The sequence below is a fragment of the Asaia sp. As-1742 genome, from assembly GCF_011753235.1.
Lineage (GTDB): Bacteria > Pseudomonadota > Alphaproteobacteria > Acetobacterales > Acetobacteraceae > Asaia > Asaia bogorensis_B.
On the sequence record NZ_VWWA01000015.1, the window covers coordinates 30,610 to 51,781 of the forward strand.

At 62.5% G+C, this 21,172-nt stretch carries 17 protein-coding genes and 3 pseudogenes; 8 read left to right on the forward strand and 12 right to left on the reverse strand.

Annotated features, from left to right (window positions below):
- Window position 1 precedes the first annotated feature (1 nt).
- The 6 genes from trbJ to F3J08_RS14910 form a co-directional block, all read right to left on the reverse strand.
- Window positions 2-736, reverse strand: coding sequence for a P-type conjugative transfer protein TrbJ (gene trbJ, locus F3J08_RS14885; RefSeq protein ID WP_370458750.1), 735 nt, complete (start codon window positions 734-736; stop codon window positions 2-4).
- On the reverse strand, window positions 733-3,168 hold the full coding sequence (trbE, locus tag F3J08_RS14890; RefSeq protein ID WP_166931069.1) for a conjugal transfer protein TrbE: 2,436 nt from the start codon (window positions 3,166-3,168) through the stop codon (window positions 733-735). Before trbE ends, trbJ begins: the two co-directional genes overlap by 4 nt.
- An 11-nt stretch (window positions 3,169-3,179) precedes the next feature.
- Entirely contained in the window at window positions 3,180-3,455 is a 276-nt protein-coding gene (locus F3J08_RS14895) for a VirB3 family type IV secretion system protein (protein WP_166931125.1), read from the reverse strand.
- A 2-nt stretch (window positions 3,456-3,457) separates the two neighbouring features.
- Window positions 3,458-3,742 (reverse strand): TrbC/VirB2 family protein, encoded by a 285-nt coding sequence (locus tag F3J08_RS14900; protein WP_240149389.1) that lies wholly within the window; start codon window positions 3,740-3,742, stop codon window positions 3,458-3,460.
- 68 nt (window positions 3,743-3,810) lie between these two features.
- Entirely contained in the window at window positions 3,811-4,830 is a 1,020-nt protein-coding gene (trbB, locus tag F3J08_RS14905) for a P-type conjugative transfer ATPase TrbB (protein WP_166931072.1), read from the reverse strand.
- Window positions 4,831-5,004: 174 nt separating this feature from the next.
- Window positions 5,005-6,062, reverse strand: a protein-coding gene (locus tag F3J08_RS14910; protein WP_166931075.1) for an IS630 family transposase whose coding sequence is annotated in 2 segments (ribosomal slippage) — window positions 5,005-5,567 and window positions 5,567-6,062 — 1,059 coding nt in all. Because the reading frame shifts where the segments join, the coding sequence is not laid out codon by codon here.
- A 166-nt stretch (window positions 6,063-6,228) separates the two neighbouring features.
- On the opposite strand from F3J08_RS14910, the pseudogene F3J08_RS14915 reads away from it, so the two are divergent.
- Window positions 6,229-7,098: pseudogene (locus F3J08_RS14915) on the forward strand (winged helix-turn-helix domain-containing protein).
- Window positions 7,099-7,317: 219 nt separating this feature from the next.
- Here the strand turns inward: F3J08_RS14915 and F3J08_RS14920 are convergent.
- Complete coding sequence (locus F3J08_RS14920) at window positions 7,318-8,034, reverse strand: SDR family oxidoreductase (RefSeq protein WP_166931078.1); 717 nt, start codon at window positions 8,032-8,034, stop codon at window positions 7,318-7,320.
- 120 nt (window positions 8,035-8,154) lie between these two features.
- Here F3J08_RS14920 and F3J08_RS14925 point away from each other — a divergent pair, with 120 nt between their 5' ends.
- The 5 genes and pseudogenes from F3J08_RS14925 to F3J08_RS14945 form a co-directional block, all read left to right on the forward strand.
- Window positions 8,155-9,096: a LysR family transcriptional regulator gene (locus F3J08_RS14925; RefSeq protein WP_166931081.1), complete on the forward strand. Its 942-nt coding sequence runs from the start codon at window positions 8,155-8,157 to the stop codon at window positions 9,094-9,096.
- Window positions 9,097-9,107: 11 nt separating this feature from the next.
- Window positions 9,108-9,998 carry a LysR substrate-binding domain-containing protein gene (locus tag F3J08_RS14930; RefSeq protein WP_166931084.1) on the forward strand — a complete coding sequence of 297 codons (891 nt, stop codon included), beginning with the start codon at window positions 9,108-9,110 and terminating at the stop codon, window positions 9,996-9,998.
- 147 nt (window positions 9,999-10,145) lie between these two features.
- A complete protein-coding gene (locus tag F3J08_RS14935; protein ID WP_166931087.1) occupies window positions 10,146-10,934 on the forward strand; it encodes an SDR family oxidoreductase in 789 nt (262 codons plus the stop codon).
- Between the two features lie 41 nt (window positions 10,935-10,975).
- Entirely contained in the window at window positions 10,976-12,376 is a 1,401-nt protein-coding gene (locus F3J08_RS14940) for an acetolactate synthase large subunit (protein ID WP_240149385.1), read from the forward strand.
- A 41-nt stretch (window positions 12,377-12,417) separates the two neighbouring features.
- Window positions 12,418-13,296 (forward strand): annotated as a pseudogene (locus F3J08_RS14945) (IS256 family transposase); the annotation flags it as partial.
- A 136-nt stretch (window positions 13,297-13,432) separates the two neighbouring features.
- Here F3J08_RS14945 and F3J08_RS14950 read toward each other — a convergent pair.
- The 5 genes from F3J08_RS14950 to F3J08_RS14970 form a co-directional block, all read right to left on the reverse strand.
- Window positions 13,433-13,711, reverse strand: a complete 279-nt coding sequence (locus F3J08_RS14950; RefSeq protein WP_166931089.1) for a transposase — start codon at window positions 13,709-13,711, stop codon at window positions 13,433-13,435.
- 87 nt (window positions 13,712-13,798) lie between these two features.
- Window positions 13,799-14,521 (reverse strand): 3-keto-5-aminohexanoate cleavage protein, encoded by a 723-nt coding sequence (locus tag F3J08_RS14955; RefSeq protein WP_166931092.1) that lies wholly within the window; start codon window positions 14,519-14,521, stop codon window positions 13,799-13,801.
- A gap of 165 nt (window positions 14,522-14,686) precedes the next feature.
- Complete coding sequence (locus F3J08_RS14960) at window positions 14,687-15,406, reverse strand: Fis family transcriptional regulator (RefSeq protein WP_166931095.1); 720 nt, start codon at window positions 15,404-15,406, stop codon at window positions 14,687-14,689.
- On the reverse strand, window positions 15,403-18,447 hold the full coding sequence (locus tag F3J08_RS14965) for an N-6 DNA methylase (RefSeq protein ID WP_205207057.1): 3,045 nt from the start codon (window positions 18,445-18,447) through the stop codon (window positions 15,403-15,405). The genes F3J08_RS14960 and F3J08_RS14965 overlap by 4 nt, the downstream gene beginning before the upstream one ends.
- Before the next feature lie 59 nt (window positions 18,448-18,506).
- On the reverse strand, window positions 18,507-18,857 hold the full coding sequence (locus F3J08_RS14970; RefSeq protein ID WP_205207059.1) for a hypothetical protein: 351 nt from the start codon (window positions 18,855-18,857) through the stop codon (window positions 18,507-18,509).
- Window positions 18,858-19,420: 563 nt separating this feature from the next.
- On the opposite strand from F3J08_RS14970, the pseudogene F3J08_RS14975 reads away from it, so the two are divergent.
- Together F3J08_RS14975 and F3J08_RS14980 are read left to right on the forward strand one after the other, a co-directional pair.
- A pseudogene (locus F3J08_RS14975) lies at window positions 19,421-20,208 on the forward strand (IS5 family transposase).
- A gap of 279 nt (window positions 20,209-20,487) precedes the next feature.
- Window positions 20,488-21,159, forward strand: coding sequence for a MucR family transcriptional regulator (locus F3J08_RS14980; RefSeq protein ID WP_166931101.1), 672 nt, complete (start codon window positions 20,488-20,490; stop codon window positions 21,157-21,159).
- The last annotated feature ends 13 nt before the right edge of the window (window positions 21,160-21,172 follow it).

The following is a 21,172-nucleotide window of genomic DNA, read 5'->3' on the forward strand; positions in this document are numbered from 1 at the left end:
GTCAGTTCCCGCCGCCGAACATGCTGACGGTGCCCGGAACATAAGCGTCGTGCTGAGAGAAGTGCTGGTACTGCGCCTGTCCTTCCGCCTCGGTCGCCGCTTCACGCGCGCGATCCAGGTCCTGCGCCCGCCCGTTCGCGGACAGGACCGCGATCACGTCGGAGAGCTGCCGGGACTGGAGGGCCAGAAGCTGATTGCCCGCCTGCGCCGCCTGGAGCGCGCCGCTCGAACTCTGGCTGGCCGAGACGAGCTGGGTCATGGCGCTGTTGTCGGAGGGGATATTCCCGACCACCGTGGCCTGCGTCTTCAGCGCGTCTTCGAATCCGCCGACCGCGTTCTGCCAGCGTGTCCGCGCCTGGCTGAACAGCGCGCTGTCGGAGAGGGAGGACGAGATCGACGTGTAGGCCTGCTGGTATTGCTGCTCGACCGAGGTGACGCTGTAGGCGATGTTCTGCGCCTGGTTCAGCAACGCCGTGGTTTGCGCGATCGTCGATTGCAGCGTCGAGAGCGTGGAGAGCGGCAGGCTCGCCAGATTCCTCGCCTGGTTGACCAGCATCTGCGCCTGATCGGCGAGCGAGGAAATCTCGTTGTCGATCTGCTGGAGTTCGCGCGCGGCGATCAGCACGCTCTGGACATGGTTCGCCCCGTCATACACCGCCCACTGGGCGTGGGCCGTCGGAACGGCGACGGTCGACAAGATGCCGGCAAGAACAATGGGGATCAGTTGCTGTCTCACGGCACGTCTCCATCCCTGAGAAGCTCGGCCGCCCATGACACGCCACGCGCGTCGAACCAGGCCGGGAGGAACCCGTCCCGCCCATGTTCGGCCAGGATTCGGTCGATCAATTTGTGATCGTCCTTGCCGGACGCCGCGCACAGGGCCAGCGCCACCGGCCCCAATCCCAGTTCAAACAGGCGATTGCCGCGCTGGGTCTGGCAGTAATACTCCCGCTTCGAGGCGGCCCGCGCGATGATGGCGATCTGGCGGTCGTTCAGACCGAAGTCGCGATAGATGGCCGCGATCTGCGGTTCGATCGCCCGCTCGTTCGGCAGGAAGATCCGTGTCGGGCAGCTTTCCACCACCGCCGGGGCGATGCGGGAGTTGGCGATGTCAGACAGGCTCTGCGTGGCGAACAGGACGTTGGCATTCTTCTTCCTGAGCGTCTTCAGCCATTCGCGGAGCTGACCGGCGAAGTCGCCGTCATCGAGCACCAGCCACCCCTCGTCGATGACCAGCAAGGTCGGTCGCCCGTCGAGACGGCCCTCGATGCGATGAAACAGATAGGACAGGACGGGCGACGCAGCGCCCGACCCGATCAGCCCCTCGGTCTCGAAAACCACCACGTCGGCATCCCCGATGCGTTCGGCATCCGCGTCGAGCAAGCGGCCCCAGGCACCACCCAGGCAGTACGGCGCCAGCGCCTGCTTGAGCGCCTTGGACTGGAGCAGCGCGGCGAGACCGGAGAGGGTCCGCTCGTCGACCGGGGAGGACGCCAGCGAAGTCAGCGCCGACCAGAGCAGCGCCTTCACGTCGGGCGACAGCGCCATGCCTTCGCGCGCGAGAATCTGCCCGATCCATTCGGCGGCCCAGGCGCGTTCGGCGGGATCGTCGATCCGCGCCAGCGGCTGAAGGGAGACGGCGGGATGATCGTTGTCACCCTCGTCCGTCAGCCCGCCACCGAGATCGTGCCAGTCCCCGCCCATCGCCAGCGTCGCCGCGCGCATGGACCCGCCGAAATCGAACGCGAAGACCTGCGCGCCCTGATAGCGCCGGAACTGCAGCACCATCAGCGCCAGCAGCACGGATTTCCCTGCCCCGGTCGGCCCGGCGATCAGCGCGTGACCGACATCGCCGACATGGAGCGCAAACCGGAACGGCGTCGCCCCGGCGGTCTTGCCGTAGAACAGCGGCGGCGCCTTGAAATACGCGTCCCGTTCCGGCCCAGCCCAGACGGCGGACAGCGGAATCATGTGGGCGAGGTTCAGGGTCGAGATCGGAGGCTGGCGCACATTGGCATAGACATGGCCGGGTAGAGAGCCGAGCCACGCCTCCACGGCATTGACGCTTTCCGCCATGCAGGTGAAATCGCGGCCCTGGATGATCTTCTCGACAAGCCGCAGCTTTTCATTGGCGATGGAGGCGCTGCCATCCCAGACCGTGACGGTGGCGGTGACGTATGCTTGCCCGACGTCATCCGCGCCGAGGGACTGCAAGGCCAGATCGGCGTCGGTCGCCTTGTTGGCGGCATCATTGTCCACCAGCGCCGAGGCCTCGTTGGTCATGACCTCACGCACGATGGCCGCGATCGATTTCCGCTTGGCGAACCACTGACGCCGTATCTTCGTCAGCACCTTGGTCGCGTCCGTTTTGTCGAGCAGGATCGCACGGGTGGACCAGCGATAGGACATCGCCAGACGGTTCAGGTCGTCGAGGATTCCAGGAAAGGTCCGGGACGGAAAGCCGGTGATGGTCAAGGTCTTGAGGAAGGCAGCGCCCAGTTTCGGTTCCAGGCCACCGGCGAGCGGCTGGTCCACCAGCAGCGCGTCGAGGTGCATGGGGATCTCCGGCACACGAACGCGCTGGTTCCGAACCGAGATGGTCGAATGAAGGTAGGTCAGCGTCTCGCCGTCATTGAGCCAGGAGGCGTCGGGCATGAACCCGTCCAGCAGGGCCAGCAGCCGGTCGCTCCGATCCACGAAAGAATGAAGCATCCCGTGTGGATCGGCGCCCTCGCGCTCCCGGCCCTCGTACAGAAACCGGGCCGCCCGGCCCGAGGATTCCGCCGGAGGCAGCCAGACCAGCGTCAGGAAATACCGGTTCTCGAAATGCGCCCCCTCATCCTCGAATTGTTCGCGCCGTTCCAGATCGACCATCTGGCTGGCGGCATCGGGAAAATCGCCCTCGGGATAAAGAGTCTCCGGGACGCGCTGCGCTTCCACGAACACCGCCCAGCCGGAGCCGAGACGACGGAGCGCATTGTTCAGGCGACCAGTCACGCCAACCAGTTCGGCTGACGTTGCGCTATCCAGATCGGGGCCGCGTATTTTAGCGGTACGCTGAAAAGACCCATCCTTGTTCAGGACGACACCTCGTTCGACCAGCGCGGCCCAGGGCAGGAAGTCGGACAGGAGGGAATTACGATTACGATACTCGCCAAGGGACATCATGGCTGATCTCCCTATGCCCGCAGCCAGGCGGGGTAGCGCAGATGCCGCCGCCCCACCTCGATGAAGAACGGGTCGCGCTTCGCACCCCAAACCGCGAGCGTATGTCCGACGATCCAGAACCCGGCCCCGATCAGCCACAGGCGCAAGCCCAGCGCGATCGCAGCCGCCAGCGTGCCGTTGGCGATGGCCACCGCGCGGGGCGCGCCGCCGAGCAGGATCGGATCGGTGAGCGAGCGATGCACCGGGACATAGAAGCCCGCCACCGCGTCATCGTCGTATCCAAGCATCATCAGATCAGCGCCCCGCCGCTGAAGCTGAAGAACGACAGGAAGAAGCTGGACGCGGCAAAAGCGATGGACAGGCCGAACACGATCTGAATCAGTTTCCTGAAACCACCGCTCGTCTCGCCGAAGGCCAGCGTCAGGCCGGTGACGGTGATGATGATGACGGAGATGATCTTGGCGACCGGACCCTGGACGGATTCGAGGATCTGGTTGAGCGGCTCCTCCCACGGCATGCCGGAGCCGGAAGCCCAGGCGGAAGACGTCGCCGCGAAGAGGGCGATGCCGGCCATGCTGGCGAGACGGGACAGGGGGCCGGGGGGCGTGCGCGCGATCACGCGCGCGGACAGAATCTGCGACATCATGGCGTTTCCTCGGTATCTGACAGATCGAGTGGATCAGGATGTCCGGCGCTGGCAGATGCGGCGGAATAGCCAAGCCGATAATCGCCGGTCAGGAGATCGAGCCCGTCGACCGTGGCGAGTTCGGTCAGGCGACGGGCGTTGCCCCTGCCGGACAGGACCGCGATCATGTCAATCGTCTCGGCGATCAGGGCGCGTGGGACGGTGACGACGATTTCCTGAATCAGTTGTTCCAGCCGCCGCAACGCGCCGATCGCGGTCCCCGCGTGCAGCGTGCCGATGCCGCCGGGATGGCCGGTGCCCCAGGCTTTGAGAAGGTCCAGCGCCTCGGGCCCGCGCACCTCGCCGATCGGGATACGGTCGGGGCGCAAGCGCAGGGCCGAGCGCACCAGTTCGGACAAAGTGACGATGCCGTCACGTGTGTGCAGGGAGACGAGGTTGGGTGCCGCGCATTGCAGCTCCCGTGTATCCTCGATCAGCACGACACGATCGTTGGTCTTCGCGACCTCGGCCAACAGCGCGTTGACCAGGGTCGTCTTGCCGGTCGAGGTGCCGCCCGCGACCAGGATGTTCTTCCGGACCGCTACGGCGTGACGCAGGAAATCAGCCTGCGCTGCCGTCATGATGCCCGTCGCAACATAATCGTCGAGCGTGAAGACCGCGACAGCAGGCTTGCGGATTGCGAAGCTGGGGGCTGTGACGATCGGTGGCAACAGCCCCTCGAACCGCTCCCCGGTCGGCAGTTCGGCCGAAACGCGCGGGGCGCCGTCATGCACCTCCGCCCCGACATGATGCGCGACCAGGCGCACGATCCGCTCAGCGTCAGCCGCCGTCACGCGCTCGTCCGTATCGGACAGCCCCTCGGACAGCCGGTCGATCCACAGCCGTCCATCCGGGTTAAGCATCACCTCGACGATGGCGGGATCGGCCAGCAGCGATGCGATCGCCGGCCCCATCGCCGTACGCAGCATCGAGATGCCGCGCACGTTGGCAACGTTCTGAAGTGCGGCTGTCCGCATGTTGATCCCCATTTGCGCATGCTGTCCGACACTCCGGACCACAACGGGGCAGATAGAAGAGGCACGCATTTCCAGATCGCAACAAGAAAATCGATCGCGATCGTAAGGGGGCGTACTCGGGAGTACACAAACTGGCAGGAGCGTATTTGCGGATATTATACCAATTCTGGTTCGTCAGAACCCATGCGCCCACGTGCGTAGTCCGATGGACATGATCCTCCAGGGTTGATCGAGGAGTTGTCTCCAGGCGTCGCAGCAGAGGTCGACGATCTGTTCGTAGGAGCGGAACACACGGTTCGACAGCCAAGTGTTGCGCATGAACTGCCAAAGGTTCTCGACCGGGTTCAATTCCGGCGAGCGGGGTGGGATGGGCAGGATGGTGATGTTGGGCGGGATCACGAGCCGGGGGCTGGTGTGCCAGCCGGCCTGATCGAGCAGCAGCACGGCGTGGGCGCCCGGTGTCACAGCCTGTGCGATGGCGGCGAGATGGTGGTTCATGGCCTCGAGGTTGCACCAGGGCAGAACCAGCCCTGCTCCCTTGCCCAGGGCGGGGCAGATGGCACCGAACAGGTAGGCCGAGGCGGTGCGCTGGTCGGCCGGCGCGCGCGGCCGCGTCCCACGCCGCGCCCAGCGGCGGGTCAGCTTGTTCTTCTGGCCGATGCGGGCTTCGTCGCTCCACCAGAGTTCGATCGCGGCATCCGGATGCCGGGCCTGGATCGCGGCGAGGGAGGCCGGGAGGCTTTTTTAAAAAGCGCCTGCGCGTCCGGGTCCTGCGCATGGTGGCGCGGCCGGGCGGTCAGCAGGCGGAAGTTCAGCGCGCGGAGGATCTCGCTCAGTCGCGCCCTCGACAGCGAGATGCCATGCTCCTCGAACAGCCACTGGCCGAGATCGGCCTGCCGCCACCGCACCACCCCATGCACCGCGGGAATGGGCTCCTCCTCGACCCGTCGGCGCAGCGCTTCCATGACCGCCGGCGTCATCCGAGGCGCGACACCGCCGCCGTGCCGGTCACGCAGCCCATCCGGACCGTCGACGTTGAACCGCACGACCCAGTCACGCACGATCTGCCGGTCGGTGCCCGCCAGCCGCGCCGCGTCCCCGCGCGAAGCCCCATCGTAGATCGACGCCAGCGCCAGCAACCGCCTCGACTGCCCGGCGTGCTTCGTGGCCCGCGCCAGCGATCGCAGACCAGCCGCATCGAAATCCTCGCGCAGCGCCAGCGCCTTGCCCATCCCAGGATGCTCCTGCCAACCAGGCACCCTGCGAATCACGACACCCCACAACGCGCAACCCCCAGCACTCATGAGTCAGACCAACTCCATGAGAGGCTGACTCACGCGGGGGATTCCCAAGCGCGCACGGAGATGATTCACCGTAACCGGCTGTGGGAGGTTTGCGATGGCGGCGGCAATCGGTTTGCGGTTGGATTTTGATGGGGACGATCTGCGGCGACTGGCTCGGGTGAGCAAGGATGGCCGTCAAGTGCGGCGGCTGCTGGCGCTGGCGGCGATCTACGACGGCGGCACGCGTGGCGAGGCTGCTCGGTTGGGCGGTGTCGGGCTTCAGATCGTGCGCGACTGGGTGGTGCGGTTCAACGCTCGCGGCCCGGACGCGCTGATCGACGGCAAGGCGCCGGGGGCACCAGCGCCGCTCGGCGCGGAGCAGCGCCAAGCGCTGATGCGCATGGTCGAGACCGGCCCGATCCCGGCGTCGCACGGGGTGGTCCGCTGGCGCCTGGTCGATCTGGCGCAATGGGTCTGGGATGAGTTCGCCATCTCGATCAGCACGCAGACGCTGAGCCGGGAACTGCGCGGCTCGGGCTATCGCAAGCTCACCGCGCGGCCGCGCCACCACGCGCAGGATGCTGACGCCATTCCCGCTTTTAAAAAGCTTTCCCCGCGCAGTTGGCGGCGATCCGGGCAAAGCTCCCACGCGGCATACCCATAGAGGTCTGGTGGCAGGACGGTCGGGCGCAAGTGACGCCCGACCGGGTTGGCCAGAAGAACGGCATCACCCGTAGGTGGGCACGGCTCGCGCGACCTCGTCGTCCCCGCCAACATCACGCTGCTGGCGCTGCCAGCAAAGTGCCCCGAGCTCAACCCAGTCGAAAACGTGTGGCAGTTCATGCGCGACAACTGCCTGTCGAACCGCATCTTCCTGTCCTACGACGACATCCTCGATCATTGCCGCTTCGCCTGGAACAGGCTTGCCGATCAGCCGTGGCGCATCATCGCCATCGGCCTACGCAATTGGGCCCATGCGTCGTAATCAACGGAAGGTGGTATGAATCCTGCGACACGAGAGGACGCCCGGTCACGCATGAAAACCCCGGCCCTTATTTGGGTCGGGGTTTTTGCGTTTATGCCTGGATTTGTTTGGTTGCGGGGACAGGATTGCTTCTCAAGTTGCAACAGTCGCCGTTTGAGAACAAAGCGTGGTTTGACAGCTGTTTTGGCGAACTCTTTTCTGCTTGCGCCTGAGGGTTCTCTATACCAGCAAGCCACCCCCATCGATAACGAAGCTCTGTCCCGTCGCGAAACGCTGCTTCATCAGGAACACATAGGCGGCGGCCAGATCGTCCGGCTCACCGATACGCCGCACAGGCAGCTTCTCACGGACAGTCGCGTACATCGCCTCACGGTTTTCCTCCGGAATGTCGTTCCAGAGCGGAGTCTTCACGAAGCCCGGTACCACGATATTGACCCGGATCGGCGCCAGTTCGATCGCCAGCGCGCGCGTCAGCCCTTCCATCGCGCTGCAGATACTCGCGCCCAATGCCCAGCCAGCTTGCGGCGACCGCGCACCCGCGATGCCGGAGGTAAACACGATGGAACCTCCTGGTTGGATCAGCGGCGCCGCATATTTCGCCGCCGTCAACGCGCCCCAATAGCGCAACTCAAAGAACTGTCGTGCAGACGGTAACGCCATGTCCGCGATTGGCCCGAGTTGCAGGCTTTCTCCTGCCGTGAAAACCAGGTGATCGAAGGGCCCGATCGTAGCGAAAAATCTGCTCACCTCTGCTTCATCACGCAGGTCAAGCGCGTGTCCGTCCGTTCCGTCCGGCAACCGTGCCAAAGCGGCGTCCACGCTGGACCTGCGGCTGGAGGCGATCGAAACCCGCGCGCCTTCGCCTGCCGCCCCCTCTGCAACCGCCAATCCGATTCCCGATGTCCCACCCAGCACCACGACGCGTTTGTCTTTCATGTTCATCCGTCACACTCCGCTCCGGGCGGCAGAAGCACCGCCTGTGCGACGCATATGCCTGCTGGACATCTCATGATTCGAGCGCAATCCTGTCATTCCAATGATGACAAGAAATCAACCATGGCTATCGATACAAGGCTGTTGAGCGGTATCGAAACGCTGATCGCGGTGGCGGAGACCGGTGGTTTCACTCGTGCGGCCGCGACAATGGGCCTGACGCCATCGGGTGTCAGCCGAGCCGTCGCGCGCCTGGAATCCCGCCTCGGCGTCCGGCTGTTCGACCGCAATGCCCGCTCAACGACATTGACGGAGGCCGGGCATCGACTGGTGACCGAGGTTGCGCCCCTGCTCGCCGGGATCGAGGAGGCAGCAAGCAGCGCCGCCGGTGCGTCGGCGACAGTTTCCGGACGGCTGCGCGTCAATTGCGATCCATGGTTCGCCAGTCTCCTGCTCGCGCCAAAGCTTCGATCATTTCTCGACACCCATCCTGCATTGACACTGGATTTGGTGGCACGCGACACTCTGGGCGATCTCGTCTCCGAAGGGTTCGATGTCGCGATCCGCTTCGGAGAGCCACCGCCCTCCGGTCTGATCACACGCAAATTGCTGGAAGCGCGGATCGTGACCTGCGCGTCTCCCGCCTATATCGCGCGTCACGGTCGTCCCATCCATCCGCGAGATCTGGAAACAGGCACGCATGAATGTCTGCTGTTCCGGGAGCCGGCGACCGGACGTCCTTTCGACTGGGAATTCCACCGGCAAGGCGAAATCCTGAATGTCTCGGTGCGCGGACGCCTGATCCTGAACGATGTCGCAACCGGCCTGGCCGCGTGTGTCGCAGGGCTGGGCGTGGCGCAGCCCATGACGCTCGGAATCGACGAGCTTCTGCGAAGCGGCACCCTGATCGACCTTTTTCCGGACTGGTGCGATGAATATTTTCCGCTTCATGTCTATCATCCGTCGCGTCATCTTCCGCCCGCGAAAGTGCGGGCGTTTCTGGATTTCATTTGTAATGATGTCACGACAGCCCAAATAAAACACGATGGATTTACCGGTCTGTAAGGGAGGACATTATGCGTCGACGTCTGCCCCTGACGGCTATGGAAGCGTTCTGCGCGGTCGCGCGGCATCTCAGCTTTCGCGGCGCCGCTGAATCTATCGGCATTTCTCAAAGCGCGCTCACCCGTCATGTCCAGAACCTTGAACGGGATCTGGGCGTGCCGCTTTTCGAGAGACGTGGCAACACCATTAAGCTGACGGAAAAAGGCCGTCTGCTTTTCGAGAAGGCAGAACAGGCTTTCCAATGGCTTCACGACGGTCTGTCTCAGGTCACCGAGCGCGCGGCTTCCCCGCTGCGTGTGAGCGTTCTACCCTCCCTGGCCGCGTCATGGCTTGCCCCTCGTCTGCCTGTTTTCACGACGAAGCATCGGGATATCACCGTCGATCTCGTGCCGGACTACCACCTCACTGACCTTAATACCGGATCGACGGACCTGGCGTTGCGTTACGGAATAGGCCCATGGCGGGGAACATGGTCTCGCATGTTCATGCGAGAGGAACTGGCTCCCGTCGTCGCTCCGACCGCTTGGCAAGACAGCACGGACGTGGAGCAGATATTCGCAGGCAGGACATTATTCGGCGCGGCGCAACCTTTCGAATGGGATCGACTGCTCGACGTGCTTGGCCTCCCCTCCAAGCCCGCTGTCACGTCGCTGAATGACTATAATGTGGTCATCAGCGCGACCTTGGCGGGCCAGGGCATCATGGTCGGCAGACGCTCCCTGATCCAGTCTCATTTCGACGATGGACGTCTGGTGCGTGCTGGCGCGCCCTGGATGGATTGCGGAACCGCCTATCATGTCGTCACCCGACCCGGACGCCAGCATGAACGCGAGATCAGCGCTTTCATTGCGTGGCTAACGTCCGAAGGAGCCGCCACAAACGACCTTTGGGACCCTCATTGATTGCCTCACGTGATGACCTGACGTCATCAACCCAGTCAAACGAGCATTGGCTCCTGTGGCCCATCAGCACGTAATTTTCCTGTCCAGAAAACCTGAAAAGTGGCGGCGATGCCATGTCGCCTGGTTCAGGGAAAAGAGGGACACGGAATGGATCTTCAAATATCGGGCCGGACGGCCATTGTCATGGGCGCCAGCAGCGGCCTTGGCCTCGGAATTGCCCATGCCCTTGCAAGGGAAGGCGTGCATGTCGGCCTGCTCTCCCGCGACCCGTCACGCCTGGAAGCGGCGGCGGCAAGTCTCCGTGCTGTTTCGTCGGCAAAAATATCATGCATCGTGGCCGATCTGGCATCGCAGGACGCAGTTCATGCGGCGATCAGCACGATAAAAGATGAGGTCGGTGTTCCTGACATTCTGATCGGCAATGGTGGTGGTCCGCCGCCCAGTTCCGCCACCGTCTTCGAGGCCGCGCTCTGGGAGGCCCAGGCGCGGGCGATGCTGTTGCCCGTGATGACCATGACCGACGCGTTCCTGCCGAACATGCGCGCGAACGGTTTCGGACGCCTCATCATGGTCTCGTCCACCAGCGTCGTCGAACCGATCCCGGGTCTTGTCCTGTCCAATGCCCTGAGAGCAGCGCTCGCCAATTGGGGGCGCACTCTGGCCCGTGAAGTCGCGCGTGACGGAGTCACCGTCAATACGTTGATGCCTGGCCGCTTCGATACCGCTCGGGTCCAAAAACTCAACCAGTCACGCGCGAACACCGAAGGCGGCTCCGCCGAGGACGTACGGCGACAGGATCTCGAAACCATACCAGCAGGCCGCTATGGGACACCCGAGGAATTCGGCGCCGTCGCCGCCTTCCTCGCCAGCCCTTTGGCCTCGTACGTGACCGGCGCGCTCATCCCTGTCGATGGCGGACTCCTGCACGCTCACTGAACGCTGTTTGCTAAATACGCTTACTCCCAAGGACCACAATCATGTCCGTACCATCGGAAAACGGCACGTCGCTTAGCGGTGCCGAAAGCCTTTTGCATACGCTCGTCGCCTGTGGCGTCGATACGTGTTTTGCCAATCCCGGCACGTCCGAGATGCACTTCGTGGCTGCCCTCGATGCTGTTCCCGCGATGCGCCCGGTGCTTTGTCTGTTCGAAGGAGTCGCAACCGGAGCGGCCGACGGATATGCCCGAATGGCGGGGAAACCCGCTTCGACACTGCTGCATCTCGGCCCGGGCCTCGCGAACGGCCTCGCCGGCCTGCACAACGCACGACGCGCACAATCGCCGATCGTCAATATCGTTGGGGACCATGCCACCTACCACCTCCAGTATGACGCACCCCTGACCTCTGACATCGCGGGCTTCGCGCGCCCTGTATCCGACTGGGTTCGTCGATCGGCCTCGGCCCGCTCTCTTCCGGGAGATGTCGCCACAGTGGTCGCCTGCGCCCGTCGTTCACCTGGGCAGATCGCGACGCTGATCTTACCCGCTGATACCGCTTGGGCTCCTGCCGAACGGGTCGGCCTGCCTGAAACCGAGATATTGCCGGCGACGATCCCCGAAAGCACGCTTGAACATGTTACTGGCCTTTTACGCGGTCCCAGCCGATCGGCAATTCTCCTGCGTGGCGATGTCCTACACGGGCAAGGGCTACAGTGGGCAGCGCGTATAGCAGCACGAACAGGGACGAAGTTGTTCTGTGATACCTTCGCACCTCGAATCCGCCGAGGAGGACATCATCCCGTCATCGAGCGACTACATTACCGTGGTGACGAAGTCATCCGGCAATTGGCGGCGTTCGACCATCTGATCCTCGTCGGCGCGGAACCGCCGGTGGCGTTTTTCGCCTATCCCGGCCGGCCGAGTTGGCTCGTCCCGCCGGGCTGTGCGCTGCATACGCTCACGCGCCCCTGTGAGAACGGGCCGGACGCCCTCGCACGTCTGGCTGACCGTCTCGAGGCAAAGGCATATTGCCCTCCTGCTCGGCTTACCGTGACCGCTCCGCAGTCCGATGAACCGCTGACGCCTGAAACCATCCTACGTTGTGTCACCGCAGACTTGCCGGAAGACGCGATCGTCATCGACGAGGGACTGACCTCGACCTTTCCCTATTACGATCTCCTGGACGCGGCATCTTCCCACGATCATCTGAACCTGACGGGAGGCGCCATCGGAAGTGGCATTCCGCTCAGCGTCGGGGCTGCAGTCGCCGCTCCTACGCGCAAGGTCGTCTGCCTGCATGGCGATGGGGGCGCGATGTACAGTCTTCAGGGGCTATGGACACAAGCTCGCGAGCACCTCGATGTCGTCACCATCATCTTCGCCAACCGGGCTTACGCAATTCTGGAGCAGGAGTTGGACCCGCGTCGCGGCCTATCCTGAATTTCGTGTGTCTGGTGTGATGCGGCTCAAGGAGACGCCTGATGGCTCGACGAAAGAAGCCCCTCATTCCTGACGACGTAATGGACCAGGTCCTGGCGGGCCGTGTGGTCCGCGACATGGCGGATGCCGATGCCCTTTTGGGCGACATGAAGAAGATGCTGGCGGAACGGCTGCTCAACACCGAGATGGACCACCATCTTGGCGGCGAGAGTAGCGCGGGTCGGAAGAACTGCCGCAACGGCTATGGCAGCAAGACGGTGCTGACCGAGGCAGGCCGCGTGACACTGGAGATCCCGCGCGATCGGGCCGGCACGTTCGATCCGCAGTTGATCGCGCGCTACCGACGGCGGTTTCCCGGCTTCGACGAGAAGATCATCTCGATGTATGCGCGCGGCATGAGCGTGCGGGAAATCCGCGGGCATCTCGTGGAGATCTATGGCGTCGATGCCTCGCCTGACCTGATCAGCGTGATCACGGACGCCGTGCTGGACGAGGTCGCGGCCTGGCAGAACCGGCCGCTGGAGACGGTCTATCCGATCGTGTTCTTCGATGCTTTGCGGGTGAAGATCCGCGACGAAAGCGTGGTGCGCAACAAGGCGGTGCATATCGCGCTTGGGGTGCGGGCGGACGGGAAAAAGGAGGTGCTCGGGCTCTGGATCGAACAGAACGAGGGCGCCAAGTTCTGGCTGCGCGTGATGAACGAGCTGCGTCATCGCGGCGTCGAGGACGTTCTGCTGGCCGTGGTCGACGGGCTGAAAGGCTTCCCGGACGCGATCCGCGCCGTTTTTCCCGAGGCGATGGTGCAGACGTGCATCGTCCATCTATTGCGGCACTCGCTGGATTTCGTGGCCTACAAGGACCGGAAGTCCGTCGCAGCAGCCCTGAAGGATATCTACCGGGCGATCGACACCGATGTCAGCCGCTGCTCGTCAGCATCGTCCTTCGACGGATGACGCTGGGTCGAGCGGTGCTGATCGAGCACCTGACAGGCCCGCCGCTCCGACACCGGCAGTACGCGGCGGAGCTGCTCGATCGCTTCTCAGCGGCGGGAGGGGCTTAAAAAGTCAGCTTCGACGCCTCTTGCAGGATCGCCTTGTCCAGCGCCAGGTCCGCGACCAGCTTCTTCAGCCGCACGTTCTCGCGCTCCAGATCCTTCATCCGCCGCGCCTGGTCGACCTTCAGACCGCCATACTCCTTGCGCCACCGATACAGCGTCTGCTCCGCGATGCCGACCTGTCGGCACGCCTCGACCGCTGTCGCGCCTCGGCCGACGAGCACGTCCACCTCACGCAACTTCGTGATGATCTGCTCCGGCGTAAACCGCTGACGTCCCATGCCTTCCTCCATTCCATCTGCCCATCGCGGGCTCTCTTCAGAAATGGACCAGTTTTTACAGGGCAGACCAAAATACAATGTCGGAGATTATACCGGTATGCTGCGCATTAAATGCACCGCATCAGCAACCAGTTCAACGTTTGAGCCTGCTAGACTTCCGTCTGCGCGCAAACGCGTGTCCTCGAAGCCAACACGCGTTGACCACAAGCGATCCCTAGCTTGTTCGATAAACTGCCATACGGTGGCATCAAGCCCGTGCAGTAGCACTGGACGGCTGATTCCTGCTCTGACCAGCGTTTCGTATATTTGGTCTGACACACCGGCGGCTTCTCTGGCGTTTTGCTCCTCGATCTCAATGAGAACACGTAGCACACGCTGGCAGTCGGACAGCGCAACAAATCGCTCGACATCAGCGATCGATGCTAACCCAGCCTCAACGCCAACGCCCACATTCCGAAGCAGACTCATGATAGCGGGAGCATCAGGTTCGGACAGGTTAACAGAGGCATAGTCCGGGCCGACGCGCCAAGCCGCGATTTTACGACGGGTAGCTTCTCGGTCGTGTTCGATCCATTCCCCAGTCGACACGCCAACAAGGGTCCCTGGGCATGCACGACGTATCGCAATCATGAGATCATCGACTGCGGAGAGGCTTTCATACCCCCCAGTGTCACGGGGGTGAACATGGATTTCCGAAGCTCCAGCCCCAATACAAGCGAGCGCATCTCGGACCATGGCCTCAATTGTTAGAGGTAGCTGCGGATGGTAGTCTGCCGGGCGAGCGCCGTTGAGGCATGCCTGTACGATCATTCTGTTCTCCCGATCAACTCACCGGTAGAATGCCACGAAACGACCCCTTCGTCCGAAGCTTCAGGCTTCAGGCTTCAGGCTTCAGGTCGGGAGCTTTCAACAAACAATCACCCAAGACTGCCGTTCCATAAATTTGTCGCTGAAAGGACGCTTCCTGGGATTAAACTACGGCGTCGCTGCCTTCTTTTTTGGTTTCAGAGTACTCGTCGGATAGCCAAAAGCGAAGAAGAAGTGCGACACTCGGATCGTGCCGTGATTAGGCGCCAAGGCAGTTTCTCGGTCATGTTCCGTGTCAAAATCTGCGGCCGAAAACAAGGATGATGGCCTGACGTAAGATGCGCCCATGGCGGTTGGACGCAATCGTAGCGAGGTGGCCAAAGCCGCGTCTCCGAGCGCATCACGGATCGGCGGCACGATCTCGGCTTCCGGATCAAGCAGCACACCCACCATCGCCGCGACCGCCTGACGTCGACTGTAGATACCAGTCACGAAGCGTCCGAGCCCCTGCTCGCGCAGATAGTGATCGCGATGTTTCTTCTGGCGTCCGAGGCGCTTGAATTCGAAAACCAACTTCATGGCCTGAACGTCACTGTTCCAGCCATAGACGACATCCGTGCGGCGTTCTTCAATCAACTCGCCGGTCAGCGGATCAATCTCGCCAATAATGTCCTCGGCCGCCCACATTCCAAGCAAGCCGCGCTCGCGCGCAACATGGTTCTCAACATAAATTTTGAGATGCTTGGTCAGGGCGTCTTCTTTGGTCTTAGGATTAAAGTCGGCTCGCGGCCGAGCCGCCAATTCTGTCCAGCCTTGGCATAGCGCTTCGACGGCCTCGATTGCCGGCTGCAGGGGGAAAGCCGAGAGCCAGTCGGCAGTTCCCGTCACGCAACCACCGCCGATTTGCCCGAGGCGGCGCGAGACTGGACGGTCCGGACGATATGTTCGGCATCGCGCAGTGCCTGACGGATTGTCCAACTGCGTTGGCTGAGCGGCCGGACAAGATAGAGGCTGCTATCGACCCACAGATGCGCGTCGGGGACGAGGGAGAGGTAATCTCCTGATGGTATAGTGCGCAGGCCCGCCTGGCGGAGCGCGGCAAGGGTCATAACCACCGCCTCATCGTTGACCGCCGAGGCAATATCTGGCGCGGCGTTAGCTTCGTTGACATAGCCGATCTTGACGATCCCCGACGGACCGGCCCGGCTCGGATCGCTTGCCACGACATCGACGTGGAAGCGGCCGCGCCCGCCCGTCCGGTCTCGCCAAGTGGTCAGGGCGTCGGCCAGGGCAGTCGCATAGATGCGGAAATCGTCGGCATCCGCAGTGCGCTGGGCGGGGGTGTCGAGACTCTTAAAGCTGCGCGGCCGGATCGAGGGCATAAGAACCTCGACCGTTTCGGTGACGAGCGTCTGTTCCTCTGCCGTCAGCCCGAAATAGCGGAACACAGCCGCATCTAGATCGCCTTTGATAGCGTCATACTGGGAAAGCTGAAGCAGTTCGGGTTGCGCCGCGAGTGCATCGACCTGGTCAGCGACCGACGCCAGTGCGTTTGCCGCCGCCTCCGGATCGGGCGCGTCTTCGGGCGGAAAGAAAGGGAAGGTGTCGACATCAGTCAAGTGAATGCCGTTGCGTTCACACAGCATCTTCCAACCGCGCATCATCAAAAAGTAACGCGCGAGCGTGGAGCGCAGATAGACCGCTGTGAACTGCAGGAGAGACGCATCGCTCTTCGGACCGGCGATCACGCCGACGCTGTGGGTAAAGCTTGCTGGCCCCGCATAGTAGACTGCGCGGACATTCTGCTGTTCACGCGAGAAACCGTCGGGGAAGATCACGCGGGGGCCGTTGAAGACTCCTAGCACGGCGTCGTTGAGTCCGACGACGCTGTCCTTCATGACCGGCCATGGCCGGAGTAGATCGGGATGCAGGACCGGCACTCCGGCGCTGAGCGCGGCGATCGGTACGTGCGGCATCTGCCGGAGAGGGCCGGGGTCGACCGGGATTCGGCTCCTGTCTTCGAGATGGATGCCCTTACGGTAGGTCCAGCGCCGGAATTCGCGCGGCCCCCTCCAGAAATTGGCGAAAGTCCCGCGCAGGCTAAGCCGGGTCCAGATCGCCAGATCATTGGCGTCACCCCACATCATGGTGACGAGTAGCTGTGGATCCTCGGCGACGGACCGGGTCTGGAGCGCATGGCGATCGGCCGATTGCATGGTGAGCCGGCCAAGCGCCAAACTGAGATCGGCCTTGGGAACCAGATAATCGAAGGTCTCGCCGAACGGGATACTTTTGGACACGACCTTGCCACGGCGTTCCCCCAGGAAGACATGACAGGTATTCTCGGCGGTTGGAAAGAGAAGGCCTTGAAGATCTCCGAAATTGATGATCCGGGTGGGGCGATAGGCGCGCAAAAGGTAGGAGACGAATGCTTCGCTCGACGCACCGAGTAGTTGGCCGATCGGCAGAATGAAACAGGCTCTGCCACCCTCTTCGAGGAAATCGAGCGCGCGCAACGCATAGGCACCGGCGATCTGCCGGCGGGCAAACGGCACGGTGGCGCGGTCGGCCCAGGCATCGGCGGTGGTATGGGCCTCGCCTTCAGGTTCGGCCCAGGGCGGATTCGAGATGATCAGCGAGAAACGGCGACCATGAAAGCTGTGCGTATCTTCAAAGAAATCGGCATGATCGCGATCATGGGCGAGGTTGCGACCCTTGAGCGGCGGCAGCTTTGTACCGTCGCGCTCCTGCGCTTCGATGATGTCGGCCGGATCCAGCCCCTCGAGCAGTGAGAGATAGAGGCTGAACGCAGTGACGCGGCAGGCCATGAAGTTAATGTCACCACCGAAAATACTGCGCGTCAGGAGATCGCCGCGCTCGGCAAAGCCGAGTTTGCGGCCTTCCCGGGCCTCTGCCAGTGCGATCAGGCGACGATAGGCAGTCGTGAGCAAGATTCCGGATCCGCAGGCTCCATCGAAGATCGTCTCGGCCAATGGATCAGGCGATGCCAGCAGGGCCTGATCGACAGCCAGCATGGCGAGGTTGCGGGGCGTGTAATAAGCCCCCTCTTTAGCTTGCTGCTCGGGGGTCAGAAACTTCTCGTACAGCCCCGACAGCAGTTCCACGGGGATATAGCTGAAATCATAGTTCCAGAACTCGCCCTGGCCGGTGCGTATATCGGTACGGCGCAGGAACTGGTCGAGCACGGAAAAGCCATCGGCCGACAGCGCAGTCCAGGGAGCGTGCCGGTCATCACCGAGGAAATCGCCGTTGAAATCTGAGCGAAGCAGATCAATCAATCTGGCGATGCCGTCGCGATCTTGCTGCGCCACCAGCTCGGGAAGCTGGCGAACCTCCCGCCGCGCACGATAGGTTTCACCCACGATCTCGCGATGCTCAAGGTAGGAGATGAAGAGCACCTGCCCCATGAGCAGTTCGGCAAGTCGGCGGCGCACGCGCTCATCGCCGCTTCCATCAAGCCCCCCTTCGGCGAGCTGGGCGACCGCGGTGGACAGGTTTGACAGCAGCTTGCGATCAACTCGCGCCTTGACGTCGAACCATTTCGGCATACGGCGCGACAAGTTGGCTGTAGAGACGTCGATAGCTGAAAAGGGCCCGTCGGGCCGCGCCTCGTCAAGACGCAGGCGCTCACCGGCCTGCTTGAGCTTGCGCGCTGGAAGCGCGGTAGCCTCATCGCCCCGCAGATCGATGACGATCGTCGCGAGGTTTTGATTCCAGATTCTCTGACGGGTCTTATCGAGATCAGCGTCAGAGAGCGGAATGCCGCCTTCCGCCACAAACACGACAGTCGGAACACCCTCGACATCGAAAACGGCCTGTGCGCGGACCGTACCGTCCGGTTTCAGGAGCGTCTTGATCTCGAGTGCATAGGGATGGGTATCGGGAACCCCCTTTCCACGCAGGTGCAAGACTCCTGGCTCGGCGGAGTAGCCAAGCTTCTCAAGCCAGTTCTGGACTGTAGCGGCGGTCACGATACCCGCCGGGTAGGTGTTTGGCGCGCGATAGGTTTCGTCTGCAGTCGGCCATGAACAGATGGGAGCGAGAAGAGGTCGAGTTGCTCCTGTTCGCGGGCACCCGGAAGCGCGAGGCCATTACGCAGAACTATTAAATGCGGGTCGAGCGCAATCAGCAATGCGTCGGTGCTTAATGAAGGCGCACCGTCGTCAATGAAAGACCAAGCTCCGCTCGGCCCTAACGCCAATCGCTTTCCCCAAAGCGCGATGAAGGATTGCGCCCGCAACTGCTTGCGCAAATCCATGAACGCCTTTTTGTGGGCCTGCAACTCCACTTTGAACTGATCGCGCAGCAGCACCGCCACCCGGAGAACGAGTAACGTTTGCCAGCTAAACTTGGCGGGCGATCCCTTGCTCTTCGGACGGATATCAGCAGGAATCAGCGCACGCCGACTAGTCCACTCGCGGAGCTTGTCCGTTGAGAGCCCCGTCAGATGGCACGCGATAGGGGTTGGTACAAAACGCAGGCAGCACCTCCTCAAAGTCGGGTATGACACCCGACCTTACCAGAAGAATGGGTAACATACCCGACCTGAATCGTAAAGAACCTCGTGGACTCTCAGTGGCGAGAACGTTATCGCTCCCTCCTCGTTACGGTAGGCTGCTCCGATGGAGGCATCCTAAGCGTTACTTCGGTTGACGTAGCCAAATCAAAAAGGGTTTACGCTACATTGAACGCCGGAAGCGGACCTTCTGCTCACCCCGCCTTTCCGAATAATTCGAACCAAATCATCAAAGACTAAAAACTCGGTTTCAAGCTTATCCCCTAACCCCGACATCCCAAGGTCGTTAGGATACTAGGGCCTGTTAGTGTCTGAACTGAGGGGCGGTTTTGGAGTTCATCTGGCCTTTGAGTGGGATGGCCGGGATGCTGACGGACGTGCAGTGGGCGGTGCTTGAACCTTTGATCGAGGCAGTGCGGCCCCCTGCCAAGGTGCCGCCCAGCCATCTGCGCCGCACGGTGGGCGCGATCCTGTGGCGACATGATAACGGCGCGAAGTGGCGCAGCCTGCCCGCCGAGCACGGCCCTTGGTGGATGGCGGCCCAGACCTTCATCCGCTGGTCGCGCCTGGGCGTGTGGGACCGCCTGCTGGCCCTGGTGCAGGAGCGTGGCGTGCAACTCGGCATGACGTTCTTGGACGGCACCAGCATCCGCGCCCACCACAAGGCGGCAGGCGCGGCCAGAAAGCCTGCACTGCAGCACAACGAGACGGTCGTGAAGCACTTGGCCGATCACGTGGCGGCTATGGCACCAAGGCTTGTGTGATCTGCGATGCCGTTGGCCGGGCCGTGGCGTTCATCCTGGCGCCAGGCCAGGCGCACGAACTGCCGCACGCGGTAGCGTTGCTGGACCGGCTTCCCGGTGTGCCGGGCTGGGTCGTCGCCGACCGCGGCTACAGCAGCCACGCGTTCCGCGAGCATATCCGCGATCTCGGTGCCAGGCCTGCCATTCCGCCCAAACGCAACGAAGCGGCGGTCACCTGCCCGGACTGGATCTATATCCACCGCAACCAGGTCGAACGACTGTGGGCACGATTGAAGGGCTGAGCCGCGAAGCGGATCGGCCGCGCCGTCGCTACCCGATACGAGAAAACCGCCCGCTCCTACATGGGCGTCCTCGCACTCGCCGCAGCCATGGATTGGATCAGACGCTAACAGGCCCTAACGGCGCTGAATACCATCTTGTTGACGAAGGGATGACTTCGATGACCCGAAGCGATTGAAAACAGGAGCCGTTCCGTCTCAGCAGCGAGCCAAGGTCTTCGGGCATGCAATGATGATTGGACCATTTCGTACTTCTTCGTTCATCAATTATTGAGATTTGCTCTCAAGGTGCTGGCGTGCTTGGCTTGGTATCAGGAATCGGGCTAGGCGCGACCCGTACCTTGCCCGATTCCGAAAATGAGCGACTGCAGTTTATTGAGGACTCCCCGATTGAGCACCGACAAGGACATCATCCTCGGTCGCCTGAGTGCGACGGCCCAGATCGTCACCGCGCACCTCGCCACGACCAAGGTCGAAACCGATCGGCTCCCCGAGTTGGTCCATCAACTCTATGCGTCGCTTTCCGTCGAAGCACCGACAGTGACGAATGTCGCACCTGTGCTGCGTACGACGCATCCGGAGGTGCCGAAAGCCTCCGAAAGAACGGAGCAGTCGGTATCTCCCAAGGAAGCTGGCGTGACGACGCCCACGGTTCGGCCCAAGGAAACGAAGCCGGAACCCGCGATACCCGTCGAAGAGTCGGTCCTTCCCGATTATCTCGTCTGTCTTGAAGACGGCAAAAGGCTCAAGTCGCTCAAACGCCATCTCATGTCAGCGTTCGGCATGACGATCGAGGACTACAAGGCGAAGTGGAACCTGCCGGACACGTATCCGACCGTGGCACCGAATTACGCGGAGATGCGGCGCAAGGTCGCGCAGCAGATCGGACTTGGGAAACGCTCGTCGCGGAGTGAGGTCACCGACAAGGGGGCTACCGCGTCGTCTCAACCCACCGAAGGGGAACCGTCGGCTCCCTCCCGGCGGGCGCGCCAGGGACAAAAGGCAGGGCGCCCGAGGAAGAGGGCCGACGAACTCAGGCTGGCCAACGCCTTTTCCCGCTGAGGGCGAAATAGCG

Excerpts from the sequence above, each read along its gene's own strand:
- trbE (WP_166931069.1), bottom strand. The coding sequence starts at position 3,168 with ATGATGTCCCTTGGCGAGTATCGTAATCGTAATTCCCTCCTGTCCGAC.
- F3J08_RS14895 (WP_166931125.1), bottom strand. The coding sequence starts at position 3,455 with ATGCTTGGATACGACGATGACGCGGTGGCGGGCTTCTATGTCCCGGTG.
- F3J08_RS14900 (WP_240149389.1), bottom strand. The coding sequence starts at position 3,742 with ATGGCCGGCATCGCCCTCTTCGCGGCGACGTCTTCCGCCTGGGCTTCC.
- trbB (WP_166931072.1), bottom strand. The coding sequence starts at position 4,830 with ATGCGGACAGCCGCACTTCAGAACGTTGCCAACGTGCGCGGCATCTCG.
- F3J08_RS14920 (WP_166931078.1), bottom strand. The coding sequence starts at position 8,034 with ATGAAAGACAAACGCGTCGTGGTGCTGGGTGGGACATCGGGAATCGGA.
- F3J08_RS14925 (WP_166931081.1), top strand. The coding sequence starts at position 8,155 with ATGGCTATCGATACAAGGCTGTTGAGCGGTATCGAAACGCTGATCGCG.
- F3J08_RS14930 (WP_166931084.1), top strand. The coding sequence starts at position 9,108 with ATGCGTCGACGTCTGCCCCTGACGGCTATGGAAGCGTTCTGCGCGGTC.
- F3J08_RS14935 (WP_166931087.1), top strand. The coding sequence starts at position 10,146 with ATGGATCTTCAAATATCGGGCCGGACGGCCATTGTCATGGGCGCCAGC.
- F3J08_RS14940 (WP_240149385.1), top strand. The coding sequence starts at position 10,976 with ATGTCCGTACCATCGGAAAACGGCACGTCGCTTAGCGGTGCCGAAAGC.
- F3J08_RS14950 (WP_166931089.1), bottom strand. The coding sequence starts at position 13,711 with ATGGGACGTCAGCGGTTTACGCCGGAGCAGATCATCACGAAGTTGCGT.
- F3J08_RS14955 (WP_166931092.1), bottom strand. The coding sequence starts at position 14,521 with ATGATCGTACAGGCATGCCTCAACGGCGCTCGCCCGGCAGACTACCAT.